General features: G+C 60.9%; 9 protein-coding genes. 4 read left to right on the plus strand and 5 right to left on the minus strand.

Annotated elements, in window-relative coordinates; genetic code table 11:
- Positions 1 to 594 precede the first annotated feature (594 nt).
- From D8U82_RS22810 to D8U82_RS22820, 3 genes are all read right to left on the minus strand, one after another.
- Positions 595 to 1,494 (minus strand): hydroxymethylglutaryl-CoA lyase, encoded by a 900-nt coding sequence (locus D8U82_RS22810; RefSeq protein ID WP_122691939.1) that lies wholly within the window; start codon positions 1,492 to 1,494, stop codon positions 595 to 597.
- A gap of 145 nt (positions 1,495 to 1,639) precedes the next feature.
- The gene (locus D8U82_RS22815) at positions 1,640 to 2,038 is read right to left on the minus strand and encodes a MerR family DNA-binding transcriptional regulator (protein WP_016775309.1); all 399 of its coding nucleotides are present in this window, start codon (positions 2,036 to 2,038) and stop codon (positions 1,640 to 1,642) included.
- A gap of 199 nt (positions 2,039 to 2,237) precedes the next feature.
- Positions 2,238 to 3,167: a LysR family transcriptional regulator gene (locus tag D8U82_RS22820; protein WP_016775308.1), complete on the minus strand. Its 930-nt coding sequence runs from the start codon at positions 3,165 to 3,167 to the stop codon at positions 2,238 to 2,240.
- Between the two features lie 171 nt (positions 3,168 to 3,338).
- Here D8U82_RS22820 and D8U82_RS22825 point away from each other — a divergent pair, with 171 nt between their 5' ends.
- The gene (locus D8U82_RS22825) at positions 3,339 to 4,568 is read left to right on the plus strand and encodes an acyl-CoA dehydrogenase (protein WP_016775307.1); all 1,230 of its coding nucleotides are present in this window, start codon (positions 3,339 to 3,341) and stop codon (positions 4,566 to 4,568) included.
- Positions 4,569 to 4,717: 149 nt separating this feature from the next.
- On the opposite strand, the gene D8U82_RS22830 is transcribed toward D8U82_RS22825, so the two are convergent.
- Positions 4,718 to 6,052 (minus strand): phosphate ABC transporter substrate-binding/OmpA family protein, encoded by a 1,335-nt coding sequence (locus tag D8U82_RS22830; protein WP_130903012.1) that lies wholly within the window; start codon positions 6,050 to 6,052, stop codon positions 4,718 to 4,720.
- Between the two features lie 204 nt (positions 6,053 to 6,256).
- Positions 6,257 to 7,069, minus strand: coding sequence for an exodeoxyribonuclease III (xthA, locus tag D8U82_RS22835; protein ID WP_073471316.1), 813 nt, complete (start codon positions 7,067 to 7,069; stop codon positions 6,257 to 6,259).
- A gap of 260 nt (positions 7,070 to 7,329) precedes the next feature.
- On the opposite strand from xthA, the gene D8U82_RS22840 reads away from it, so the two are divergent.
- From D8U82_RS22840 to D8U82_RS22850, 3 genes are all read left to right on the plus strand, one after another.
- Positions 7,330 to 7,980: a GNAT family N-acetyltransferase gene (locus tag D8U82_RS22840; RefSeq protein WP_016775303.1), complete on the plus strand. Its 651-nt coding sequence runs from the start codon at positions 7,330 to 7,332 to the stop codon at positions 7,978 to 7,980.
- A 66-nt stretch (positions 7,981 to 8,046) separates the two neighbouring features.
- Positions 8,047 to 9,774: an autotransporter assembly complex family protein gene (locus D8U82_RS22845; protein ID WP_016775302.1), complete on the plus strand. Its 1,728-nt coding sequence runs from the start codon at positions 8,047 to 8,049 to the stop codon at positions 9,772 to 9,774.
- Positions 9,771 to 13,445 carry a translocation/assembly module TamB domain-containing protein gene (locus tag D8U82_RS22850; RefSeq protein ID WP_130903013.1) on the plus strand — a complete coding sequence of 1,225 codons (3,675 nt, stop codon included), beginning with the start codon at positions 9,771 to 9,773 and terminating at the stop codon, positions 13,443 to 13,445. Before D8U82_RS22845 ends, D8U82_RS22850 begins: the two co-directional genes overlap by 4 nt.
- Positions 13,446 to 13,651 lie beyond the last annotated feature (206 nt).

Here is a 13,651-nt window from a genome sequence, read left to right on the forward strand (position 1 = left end):
TAGAATGTTCTACCGCAATCGCTGGCAAGCCAGCTCCCACTGGGATTGGGGGGATTCAGGAATCACAGAAAGCACAAAGGGGAGCCGAAGCTCCCCTTTAATTTGTCGTTGCGTGCTCTTTTTATTATTGAGGGTCGGTCTGTTGTTGTTTTTGGCAACCGTGGCCCTGTACAGCTTTTTGGCGACCCCCATCCGGGGTCAAGAGCAAACGTATTTTTTTGAGCGCTGATCTGCTTTCTCGTTTAACGATCCAACCGATTCGGGAGCTACCTGAAGGTAGTTTTATTGTTCTCTGCCCGGTTGCGGGTCACTCCTGAGAGCACCCTGAAAAGCACACCTTCTCCAAAAAAATCTGTTAGCTGCGTCTCTGCCGTGTTGTTCTTGTTATGTCAGAGTCGTTTCGTCTTGTTTTTATTGGTTTGCGGCTTTTTATTCTTGTTATGCGATAGAGATAGCAGGTGTCGTGCCAACTTTTAAAAGCCTTTATAAATCAACGGCTTAACTTTTTAAGGCTTTTTCGACTCCAGGCAAAGCCAGACAATTTGTTTCCGTGTTACTCGCTTTTGCCCACATCGCTGACGCAGCGGTAACACCTCACTGCGCGCTGCGCGCCTTGGCCACCCGCGAACCGCTCGGACGGCCGAGCACTGCGCTGATCTGCTGGCCCGCGGCAATCAAGGCGTCCAGGTCGATACCGGTCTCGATGCCCAGGCCATCGAGCAGGTACACCACGTCCTCGGTGGCAACGTTACCGCTCGCGCCTTTGGCGTACGGGCAGCCGCCGAGGCCGGCGATAGAGCTGTCGAACACCGCAATGCCTTCGAGCAGGCTGGCGTAGATGTTGGCCATGGCCTGGCCATAGGTGTCGTGGAAATGCCCGGCGAGTCTGTCCCGTGGCACCTGCGCCGAGACCACCTCGAACAGGCGCCGGGTCGCGCCCGCCGTGCCGGTGCCGATGGTGTCGCCCAGCGACACTTCATAGCAGCCCATCGCGTACAGCTCACGGGCGACCATCGCCACTTGCTCCGGCGCAACCGTGCCTTCATACGGGCAGCCCAGCACACAGGAAACGTAACCGCGCACGGTAACGCCGTGTTGTTTGGCGGCCTCCATGATCGGCGCAAACCGCGCCAGGCTTTCGCTGATCGAGCAATTGATGTTGCGCTGCGAGAACGCCTCGGAGGCGGCGGCGAACACCGCGACTTCCTTGACCCCGGCGGCGAGCGCGTCTTCAAAGCCGCGCAGGTTCGGCGCCAGTGCGCCGTAGGTCACGCCAGGTTTGCGCTGGATCTGCGCGAACACTTCGGCGGATCCGGCCATCTGCGGCACCCATTTCGGCGAAACGAAACTGCCGACTTCGATGTAGCCAAGCCCGGCGGCGCTCAGCGCATCGACCAGTTGCACCTTGTCGGCGACGCTGATCGGTTGGGCTTCGTTCTGCAGGCCATCGCGCGGGCCGACTTCGATCAGGCGTACTTGGGAGGGGAGGGACATGGGTGGGACCAGCCTGTTTTTTGAGTTCACGAAGAACCCTGTGGGAGCGAGCCTGCTCGCGAAAGCGGTGGATCAGTCACCGTTAATGTTGGATGACAGAATGCATTCGCGAGCAGGCTCGCTCCCACAGGGGCACCAATATTTGCTAGATCGCCTGCTGGCTCTTGAGCGTCTGCTCCAGCGCCTGCACACAGCGCTCTTCGGCTGTGTCCAGCTCGAGCTTCATCTGTTCGATATCCAGCAGCTGCTGTTCGAGCTGTTCGCGGCGTTCGCTGATTTTCGCCAGCATGCTGTTGAGCTGTTTGGTGTTACCGCCTGACGGGTCGTAGAGTTCGATCAGCTCGCGGCATTCGGCCAGGGAAAAACCGATGCGCTTGCCGCGCAGGATCAGCTTCAGAGTGACCTTGTCGCGCGGCGAATAGATCCGTTCCTGGCCACGACGCTCGGGGCTGAGCAGGCCTTGCTCTTCATAAAAGCGGATCGCCCGGGTGGTGATGTCCAGCTCGCGGGCGAGGTCGGAAATGCTGTAGGTCTGACTGCTCATGAAAGCGCTCGGAAAAGGGGCATGGCGCTAAGCTAATCGGTGGTTTACGTTTACGTCAAGCGGGATGGTTTTGGGGTGTCTGTACAGGCCTCTTCGCGAGCAGGCTCGCTCCCACATTCGACCGCGTTCCTTCAGATGAAATGCAATTCATTGTGGGAGCGAGCCTGCTCGCGAAGAACGATAACGCGGTAAAAAAGCCCTACACCTTCTCCAGCTTCTTCTCCTGCGCCGTCACCTGCTGGCACAACTCGATCATCTGCTCGCGCATCCAGCGGTTGGCCGGGTCCTGGTCGGTGCTTTCGTGCCAGTACAAATGCGTTTCCACCGAGGGCACATCATTCACCGGCAAATTGAACGACTGCAAATCATGGCGGCGGGCGAAGCGTTCCGGCACGGTCATGACCATGTCGGTCTGCTGCATCACTTGCGAAGCCATCAAATAGTGCTGCGAGCGCAGGGCGATCTTGCGCTGGATGCCCATTTTGCCCAGCGCCAGATCGACATAACCCAGACCGCTGCGGCGGCTGGAAATATGGATGTGGGTCAGCGACAGGTAGTCGTCGAGGCTGAGTTTTTCCTTGCCCGCCATTGGGTGGCCCTTGCGCATGGCGCAGACGTAACGGTCGTCCATCAGCTTGACGTGGCGCACCTGCGGGTCGGTATTGAGCGGCGCATCCACGGCGAAATCCAGACGCCCGGCCGCGAGTTCCTTGGTGGTTTCCCGGCGCTTGGACAGAAAGCTTTCGATGATCACCGTTGGCGCGAGGCGGCGCAGGCGCTGGAACAGTGGCGGCAGAATGATTGCTTCCGTCAGGTCGGTCATGCTGATGCGGTAGGTCTTGACCGCCTGCGCCGGGTTGAAGATGCGACTTTCCTGCACCGATACGCGCAGCAGCGACAGGGCGTTGCGCACCGGGCCGATGATGTTCTGCGCCATCGGCGTGGGCACCATGCCCTGAGCGGTACGCACGAAGAGCGGGTCGTTGAAAGTTTCGCGCAACCGCGCCAGCGCGTTGGACACCGCCGGCTGGGTGATCCCGACAATCTGCCCGGCGCGGGTCAGGTTGGCTTCGGTGTAGATCGCGTCGAAGACGATGAAAAGGTTCAGGTCGACCTTGCTCAGATTCATAACGCGGCTTCTCTTGTTATTAAGTGCAAGTGTTTTGGGGCTGACGATCAGCGGATCATATATTGGTGATGAATGTTTATACACGCCGAGAATAGGCTAGGTAAATGATCAGCGCTGTTCTAGCATCAATTGCATGACTTGAACAACCTCTGCCCGAGAAGGTAACTACCCATGGATTTCGCTTATTCGCCCAAGGTTCAGGAACTGCGTGAGCGCGTGACTGCGTTCATGGACACTTACGTTTACCCGGCCGAAGCGGTGTTCGAACGCCAGGTCGCCGAGGGCGATCGCTGGCAGCCGACCGCGATCATGGAAGAGCTCAAGGCCAAGGCCAAGGCTGAAGGGCTGTGGAATTTGTTTCTGCCTGAGTCCGAGCTGGGCGCCGGCCTGAGCAACCTCGAATATGCGCCATTGGCGGAAATCATGGGCCGTTCCCTGCTGGGGCCCGAGCCGTTCAACTGCTCGGCGCCGGACACCGGCAATATGGAAGTGCTGGTGCGCTACGCCAACGAAGAACAGAAACAGCGCTGGCTCGAGCCGCTGCTGCGCGGCGAGATCCGTTCGGCGTTCGCCATGACCGAGCCTGACGTGGCGTCTTCCGACGCGACCAACATGGCCGCCCGTGCCGTGCGTGATGGCGATCAGTGGGTAATCAACGGCAAGAAATGGTGGACTTCCGGCGCTTGCGATCCGCGCTGCAAGATTCTGATCTTCATGGGCCTGAGCAACCCCGACGCGCCGCGTCACGCCCAGCACTCGATGATCCTCGTGCCGGTCGATACCCCCGGGGTGAAAATCGTCCGGCCGCTGCCGGTGTTCGGTTACGACGACGCACCGCACGGTCACGCCGAAGTGCTGTTCGATAACGTGCGGGTGCCGTACGAAAACGTCCTGCTCGGTGAAGGACGCGGCTTCGAAATCGCCCAGGGTCGCCTTGGCCCAGGGCGGATTCACCACTGCATGCGTTCGATCGGCATGGCCGAACGTGCGCTGGAACTGATGTGCAAACGCTCGGTGAGCCGCACCGCATTCGGCAAACCGCTGGCGCGTCTGGGCGGCAACATCGACAAGATCGCCGACTCGCGCATGGAGATCGACATGGCGCGTCTGCTGACGTTGAAAGCGGCGTACATGATGGACACCGTCGGCAACAAAGTGGCGAAAAGCGAGATTGCGCAGATCAAAGTCGTCGCACCGAACGTGGCCCTGCGGGTGATCGACCGGGCGATCCAGATGCACGGTGGGGCAGGGGTGTCGAACGATTTCCCGCTGGCCTATATGTATGCGATGCAGCGCACCCTGCGTCTGGCCGACGGCCCGGACGAAGTGCACCGCGCGGCGATTGGCAAGTTCGAGATCGGCAAGTATGTGCCGAAGGAGATGCTGCGCAGCGGCCAGTAATACCGAGTAGCCTCATTCGCATTCCCCTCAGTCTGATCGTTCCCACGCTCTGCGTGGGAATGCCGCCATGGACGCTCTGCGTCCACTGTGACGCGGAGCGTCACGGGATGCGTTCCCACGCGGAGCATGGGAACGATCAGGCGTCAGGATCAATACACCCAAACCTCAACCCGCCGATTCTTGATCCGCCCTTCATCCGCGCTGTTGGTCGCCACCGGCATCAGCGCACCAAAGCCGCGTACTTCGCGCATGACCACACCGTTTTTGACCAGCTCGCGCCGCACCGCCATCGCCCGTAGCTTCGACAGCAGATCAGCCCGCGCCGGGTCATCCTTCAAATCACCAAACCCCACCAGCGTCACCGCCCGCTCGGTCTTGCCATTGCGCTTTATATAGTCGAGCACCCGCGCCAGATCCTGCCGCGCCTTGTTGTCCAGACTGGCGCTGCCCTCGGCAAAACGAAAATTCACTGTCAGACGCTGGGCATGCCGGCTGAGGGATTGGTAACCCTCGGGCATCAGCGCGTTCGGCGCCACGCTCATGGCTTGTACGGTCTGGCTGACAAAACCGCTAGTCGCGACGATCCCCTGACCCTGTGGACTTTGCGCGAACGTTGCCAACGCCTGCGCCCACGGATTGCGGCTGTCCGGCGGCAGATAAAAGAACAAGCGCCGCGACAGCGGATAATCTTCGGTGGCGATCAGACTGTTCAGCGGCAGCATCGCTTGCGAGGCGCCATCGGCAATCGCCACGGCTTTGGCCTGACGCACGTAAGGCAAGCCGATGAAGCCGATACCTTGCGGATCGGCGCTGACCGCGTCGGACAATTGCTCGCTGGATTCAAAACGCTTCGCCGCGCTGCTGAGACTTTTCCCACGCCGGCTCAGGACCAGTTCCTTGAACGTGTCGTACGTCCCGGACTGATCATCCCGCGCATATAAATGAATGGCGCCGCCACGGCTACCGAGTTCTTCCCAGGTTTTCACTTCGCCGGCAAAAATCCGCGCCAGTTGCTCGGTGTTCAACTGCTGTAGCGGATTGGCCGGGTTGAGGATGATCGCCAGGCCGTCAATGGCAATGACTTGCTCGGCCGCCGGACTTTTCAGATCGCCGAGGGTTTGCAGGGCGAGCAGCTCGCTGTCCTTGATCTCGCGGGAAGAGGCGGCCAGATCGGCGCTGGCGTTTTTCAACGCAGCGAAACCGGTGCTGGAACCGTGAGCGGCGACTTCGATGATCACGCGTTGCCCTTGTGCGGTCTGGCCAACGATGCGTTGTTCGTTGGCGGTGTCCGGGGTTTCGCGGTGGATTTTCAGCAGGCCCTGTTCCTGCAACAGGCCTTCGACCAGCGCCGGGCCGAGTTCGGCGCCGATGGTGTTGGAGCCCTGAATGCGCAATGCCGGGCCGTTTTCGGGGATCGGCAGGGCGGCGGCGGACACCGACAGCCAGCCACTCAACAGGAAAACGCAGAGAACACGCAGGGTCATTCCGGCACCGAATCAAGCCAAGGGGATTGCCGGGGAGATTAAGTCAGGCGCGTGACCGAAATATGACAGGGATTGAAGGGTGTAAATATCAATTGTGGGAGCGAGCTTGCTCGCGAAGGCGGCATATCGGCAACATATCTGATTACTGACACTCCGCCTTCGCGAGCAAGCTCGCTCCCACAGGGATCTCAGGCAACTCGCGAATCAGGCCAGCTCAAGCCAGATCGGCGCATGATCCGACGGTTTTTCCATGCCGCGCAGTTCGTAGTCCACGCCGGCATCCTTGACCCGTGGCAGCAGGCCATGGGACGCCAGAATCACATCAATCCGCAGGCCACGCTTCGGTTCATCTTCGAAACCACGGCTGCGATAGTCGAACCAGCTGAACATGTCGCTCACGTCGGGGTTGAGGTGCCGATAGCTGTCGGTCAGGCCCCAGTTCTTCAGGCGCGCCATCCACTCGCGCTCCTCCGGCAGGAAGCTGCATTTGCCGGTTTTCAGCCAGCGCTTCATGTTGTCCGGGCCGATGCCGATGTCGCAGTCTTCCGGGGATATGTTCACATCACCCATCACCACCAGTGGCTGTTCATTGTGGAACTGGCTTTCCAGCAGCGCTTGCAGGTCGCTGTAGAAACGCTCCTTGGCGGGGAATTTGGTTGGGTGGTCGCGGCTTTCACCTTGGGGGAAGTAGCCGTTCATGATCGTCACCGGCACGCCGTTGGCATCGGCAAAAGTGCCCCAGATAAAGCGCCGCTGCGCGTCTTCTTCGTCAGTGGCAAAGCCTTTATGAATGGCGATCGGTTCGTTGCGCGAGAGCAGGGCGACACCGTAATGGCCCTTCTGGCCATGGAAGTGCACGTGGTAACCGAGGGCGCGGATGTCTTCGTGGGGGAACTGGTCGTCGTGGACCTTGGTTTCCTGCAGGCCGATCACGTCGGGCTGATGTTTTTCGATCAGCGCTGCCAGCTGATGCGGACGGGCACGCAGTCCGTTGATGTTGAAGGAAACAATCTTCATGGTCGGCAGTCCTGGCAAAAGGGCGATGCTAGCTGACATGGGGAAGATGGGCCAGTGTGGGACAAATCATTTTGGCCTGTGGGATTTGTGATGCCCTATGCAGCGCCTCTGTGGGAGCGAGCCTGCTCGCGAAGAGGCCGGCAAGATCGATGAAGATCCCGACTTGGTCTATACCTGTGAGGGGAACCACATCACCCGCCCAAGGTTCGTACCAACAAGCGCGCCAGTCTCCGAGCGCGCCTCCGGGGAGAATCACTGCAATGCCTGAAACCCAGTCCGCCGTTGCCGACATCCACATGCTCGACCGCGGCTATTCACGCGAAGCCCGCTCGTTGCTGTATCAGGCCTATCGCCACGAGCCAACCTTCGGCTATCTGTTCGAAGCCGAGCGACCCGGCTACGAACAACGCGTGCGCGCGACGGTGCGCGAGTTGGTCAAACAGCATTTTCTCCAGGACCTGCCGGCGATCGGCCTGCTGGTCAACGACCGCTTGATCGGCATTGCCCTGATCGCACCACCGCAACGGCGCCTGGGCGTTACCGAAAGCTGGGCGTGGCGCTTGCGCATGGTGCTCAGCACCGGTTTTCGCTGCACCCGGCGTTATCTGGAATACCACGACGCCGTCGCCGCATGCGTGCCGGGTGACTCGGTGCACATGCTGCCGCTGCTCGGCGTTCACCCGCAGTTTCAGGGCAAGCACTACGGCGAACAGTTGCTCACCGCCGTGCACAACTGGTGCGCGGTCGATGAAACCTCGCAAGGGGTGGTGCTCGACACCGGCAACCCGCGCTACCTGGAATTCTATAAAAGGCAGGGTTATCAGGAGATCGGCGAGGTTGCCGTCGGGCCGGTGCGCGAACACGTATTTTTCCACGCCAATCCGCAGGTGTTACAAACAGCAACGGGATAACGATCGAACTTCTTCACAAATTACCTGTTCTATCAGGCTCCCGAGCCCGTGATAGCATCCGCGCCTATGAAGTTTCCACGAAGATTTACCAGCGGCGTGCTGATGCTGTTATCCAGCTGCGCGGCGCTGGCGCAAAGTGAATTGGATGTACGGATCAAGCCGTCCAACGATGAACTCAAGGCCAATATAGAAGGCTATATCGGCAGCCTCGGCGATCGCGACGAAGAAGCCTTGCTGCGTTTCAGTCGCGGTGCCGAAGAGCAGGCGCGCAAAGCGGCGCAGGCGCTGGGCTACTATCAGCCGCAGATCGACAGTGACGTCAAGGGCGGGGAAAAACCGCGTCTGGTGCTGAACATCGATCCCGGCGAGCCGATTCGCCTGCGCAACGTCACCGTGCGCGTCGACGGCCCGGCGGCCTCGCTGAAATCCTTTCGCGTACCGAAAAGCGACCTGCTCAAGTCCGGCGCCGTGCTCAACCATGGCCGTTACGAAGACGCCAAACGGGTGATCCAGAACCAGGCCTCGCGCTTCGGTTACTTCAGCGGTCATTTCACCAGCCAGAAACTCATGGTCGATCCCCGCGCGGGCGTGGCCGACATCGAATTGATCTACGACAGCGGCCCGCGTTATGCGCTGGGCAAAGTCAGCTTCGAGGGCGACACGCCGTTCGACGAAGACCTGCTGCAACGCATGGTGCCGTTCAAGGCAGGCGAGCCATACGACTCGGAACTGATCGCCGAACTCAACCGCGACCTGCAATCGAGCGGCTATTTCGAAGGCGTGCGCGTCGATGCCGCACCGACGGCAGCGCAGAACGATGTGATTCCGGTCGCCGTCAAACTCGACACGCGCAAGCCGCGCACCATGGGTCTGGGCCTTGGTTATTCGACCGACGTCGGCCCACGGATCAAGGCCAACTGGACGCGTCACTGGGTCAATCCGCAGGGCGACAGCTATGGCTGGGAAGCCGAGCTTTCCGCGCCCCGGCAGAACGTCGGGCTGTTCTACGACATCCCGCTAGACCCACCACTGACCGACAAACTGCGCTGGGCCGGCGGCTATCAGTTCGAAGACATCGAAGGCTCCGACACCCTCAGCAAGCTGCTGACCTTCGGCCCGGAATGGCATAGCAAGTTGCCCAGCGGCTGGCAGCGGGTGATCTCGCTGAAATGGCAACGTGAAGAATACGAACTCGGCGACGACTCCGGCCTGAGCACGTTGCTGATGCCCGGCATCAGTTATTCGTACCTCAAAAGCGACAACCGCATCGACCCGCGCAACGGCTATCGCCTGAGCTTCGAAAGCAAAGTGGCCAAGGAAGGCCTCGGTTCGGACAACAACCTTTTATATGGCACCGCGCTGGTCAAAGGCCTGACCACGGTGTTCGACAAGCACCGCTTGCTCGGCCGCGTGCAGGTCGGCGGCAGCGCCACCAACGGCTACAACTCTATTCCGCCATCGCTGCGCTTTTTTGCCGGTGGCGATCAGAGCGTGCGCGGTTACGACTATCAGAGCCTGTCGCCGAAAAATTCCGATGGCAAACGGATTGGCGGTCGCTACATGGTGGCCGGCAGCGTCGAGTATCAGTATTCGATCGCCGAGAAATGGCGGGTCGCGACCTTCGTCGACCAAGGCAACTCTTTCAACAAACTCGAACTGCCCGACCTCAAGACCGGGGTCGGTGTGGGTGTGCGCTGGGTCTCGCCGGTTGGGCCGATCCGCCTTGACCTGGCCCATGCGCTGGACGACGACGGCGGCATCCGGCTGCACTTTTCCATGGGGCCTGAGCTGTGAAGCGTGGTGTGAAAATTACGGCGCTGACGCTGTTGGCGCTGGTCGTGTTGATCGTCTTGAGTATCTCCGCACTACTTGGCACGCAGGCCGGCAGTCGTTGGGCGCTGGGCCTGGTGCCGGGCCTGAGCGTGGAGAATTTCCACGGTCGCCTCGCTGGGCAATGGAGCGCCGATCACCTGGTGTGGCAGCAGGACACCAGCCGAGTCGAGCTGAACAAGGCGATCTTCGCCTGGTCGCCACTGTGCCTGACGCGCATGACCTTGTGCATCGATCAGCTCAAGGCCGAGCAGGTAATCCTGCAATTCCCGCCGAGCGAAGAAACCACCGAGAGCGGCCCGATCACACTGCCGGACCTGCAATTGCCGTTGGCCATCAAATTGGGCGACGTCGAGGTGGGCAGCCTGTTGTTCAACGGCAGCGAACAACTCAAGGGCTTGCAACTGGCGGCGCACTGGACCGCTCAGGGCCTGCAGATCGACAGCGTGAAATTGCAGCGCGACGAGCTCAGCCTGAACCTGTCCGGCCTGCTGCAACCGAGCGGCAACTGGCCGCTGACGATTCAGGGCGATTTGACTTTGCCGTCTCCCGGCAGCGAGCCGTGGACGCTGGCGCTGAAAGTTGAAGGTGATCTGCTGAAAACCCTCAACCTGCACGCCGACAGCCGTGGCTACCTCGACGGCCAGTTGAACGGTGAACTGCAAGCGCTGGCGGAAAACCTGCCGGCCAAGCTGCGCATCACCAGCGACGCGTTCAAACCCAGCGCCGATCTGCCGGACACCCTGCAATTCAATCAGCTTGTGCTCACGGGCGAAGGCGACCTGAAAAACGGTTATCAACTCCTCGGCAACGCCACGCTGCCCGCCGAAAAATCGCCAGTGGCGCTGCTGCTCAAAGGCAAGGTCGACGCCAATGGTGCGCAGATCGCCGGCCTCGACCTCAACGCCAACGACACGCAAAGCCTCAAGCTCACCGGCAATGTCGACTGGAGCAAGGGCCTCAGCGCTCAGGCCAATATCAACTGGCAAGACTTCCCGTGGCACCGGCTCTATCCGGAAATCGACGAGCCGCAAGTGACGTTGCGCAACTTTACCGGCGAAGTGTCCTACACCGACGGTCAGTACCTCGGCAACTTTGACGCCGCGCTGGATGGCCCGGCCGGGGCGTTCACCTTGAGCAGTCCGTTCAGCGGCAGCCTCGAACAGATCGCCTTGCCGCAACTGGTCATGCAGGCCGGGCAGGGCAAGGCCGAAGGGCACGTCAATGTGCGCTTCGCCGACGGCATCGCCTGGGATACCGCGCTGGATCTGTCGGCGCTCAACCCGGCGTACTGGGTCGCGGAGCTGCCGGGCACGCTGGCCGGGCCGTTGCAGAGCAAAGGCGAGATGAAGAATGATCAGCTCAGCCTCAGCGCCGACCTCGACCTCAAAGGCAAATTGCGCGGCCAACCGGCGATCCTCCAGGCCAAGGCTGACGGCGCGGGTGAGCGCTGGAACCTCAATGCCCTGCAGATCCGGCTCGGCGACAACAGCATCAACGGCAAGGGCAGCCTGCAGGACAAACTCGGCGGCCAGATCGACATCAAGCTGCCGCGTCTGGCCCAGCTGTGGCCGCAATTGCGCGGTCAGGTCAACGGTCAGGTCAATGTCGCCGGTACGCTGAAGGCGCCGCAAGGCAAGCTCGATCTGCAAGGTTCGCAACTGGCCTTCCAGGACAATCGCCTGCAAAGCCTCAACCTCGACGCCACGCTCGACAGTGCGCAGCGGGCGAAGATCAATCTCAAAGGCAGCGGCATTCAGACTGGCGATACCTCGTTGGGCACCCTGACCGCCAGTGCTCAGGGCGATATCAAAAGCCAGAAACTCAACCTCGACCTGATCGGACCGAAGCTGAAACTGGCGCTGGGTCTGGACGGCAATCTCGACAAGGGCAACTGGCGCGGACGCTTGGCCAGTGGTGACATTCAGGCCGGTGGCCAGGACTGGAAGCTGCAAAGCCCGGCCAAGCTGGAACGCCTGGCGGACGGCCAGATCAATTTCGGCGCGCATTGCTGGCTGTCCGGCAATGCCAGCCTGTGTGGCGAAGACCAGCGCCTGATGCCCGAGCCGAAGCTGCGTTATCACCTCAAGCAATTCCCGATCGAAAGCCTTGCGCAGTGGCTGCCCAAGGACTTCGCCTGGCAGGGCCGACTCAACGCCGATCTGCAACTGGACTTGCCGGCGAGCGGCCCGAACGGCGTGGTCAGTGTCGATGCCAGCGGCGGCACCCTGCGCGTGCGCGACAAGGATCAGTGGCTGGATTTCCCCTACCAGACCCTCAAACTCAACAGCAAGCTCACGCCCAAGCGCGTCGACACCGAGCTCAATTTTGTCGGCGGCAAACTCGGCGAATTGCTGGTGCAGGCGCAGCTCAATCCGCTGCCGAAAAACAAACCGCTGAGCGGCTCGTTCCGCCTCTCTGGCCTCGATCTGTCGGTGGCGCGGCCATTCGTGCCGATGGTGGAAAAACTCACCGGCCGGCTCAACGGCAGCGGCACTATTTCCGGTGGCCTGCTCGCGCCATTGGTCAACGGCACTGTGCAGCTCAGCGATGGCGAAGTGTCCGGCGCCGAACTGCCGATGGAGCTGCAGAACCTGCAACTGACGGCGGCGATCACCGGCGAATCGGTGCGCCTGGACGGTGGCTGGGACAGCGGCAAGACTGGCAAGGGCAGCCTCAACGGCAACGTCGCCTGGGGGCAGGCGCTGGTGGTCGATCTGGCGCTCAAGGGCACGCAATTGCCGGTCAGTGTCGAACCCTACGCCAAACTGGAAATGGCCCCGGACCTGAAGATTTCCATGGCCGGCGATGAGCTGAAAGTTGCCGGCAAGGTGCTGGTGCCGAAAGGCGAAATCACCGTGCGCGAGCTGCCGCCATCAACCGTGAAAGTCTCCGACGACACGATCATCGTTGGTGCGCAGACCGAGGAGGGCAAACCACCGATCGCGATGAAAATGGACATCGACGTGATCGTCGGCCAGGACAAGCTGAGCTTTGCCGGTTTCGGCCTGACCGCGAATCTGCAAGGTCAGGTGCACATCGGCGACAACATGGACACCCGTGGCGAACTGTGGCTCAACGACGGCCGCTATCGCGCCTACGGCCAGCGCCTGACGGTGCGTCGCGCGCGTCTGTTGTTCGCCGGTCCCATCGACCAGCCGTATCTGGACATCGAAGCGATCCGCCAGACCGACGACGTCATCGCCGGTATTCGCCTGAGCGGCAGCGCCGAACAACCGACCACGCAGATCTTCTCCGAACCGGCGATGAGTCAGGAACAGGCGCTGTCGTACCTGGTGCTGGGCCGTCCGCTGAGCACCAGCGGCGAAGATAACAATATGCTCGCGCAAGCGGCATTGGGTCTGGGTCTGATGGGCAGCGCCGGGATCACCAGCGGCCTGGCCAAGGATCTGGGTATTCAGGACTTCCAACTCGACACCCAAGGCAGCGGCAACGACACCAGCGTCGTCGCCAGCGGCAACATCTCGGAAAAACTCAGCCTGCGCTATGGAGTGGGTGTATTCGAACCGGCCAGCACCATCGCCCTGCGCTACAAGCTGAGCAAGAAGGTCTACGTCGAAGCGGCGAGCGGCGTGGCGAGCTCGCTGGATATCTTCTACAAGCGGGATTTCTAGCTCTCGCTCCCTTCAATGATCGTTCCCACGCTCTGCGTGGGAATGCCTCAAGGGACGCTCTGCGTCCCCGCTCTCAAAAAAATGGACGCAGAGCGTCCCCGGCTGCATTCCCACGCGGAGCGTGGGAACGATTCAGCGTGACCGGTCAGCGACTAATTACCAAGCCCCCTAACTATTGCGTTGACATTCGCTGCCTAAGCAGTAAC

This window comes from Pseudomonas sp. Sample_23, from assembly GCF_004307595.1.
Classification (GTDB): Bacteria; Pseudomonadota; Gammaproteobacteria; order Pseudomonadales; family Pseudomonadaceae; genus Aquipseudomonas; species Aquipseudomonas atacamensis.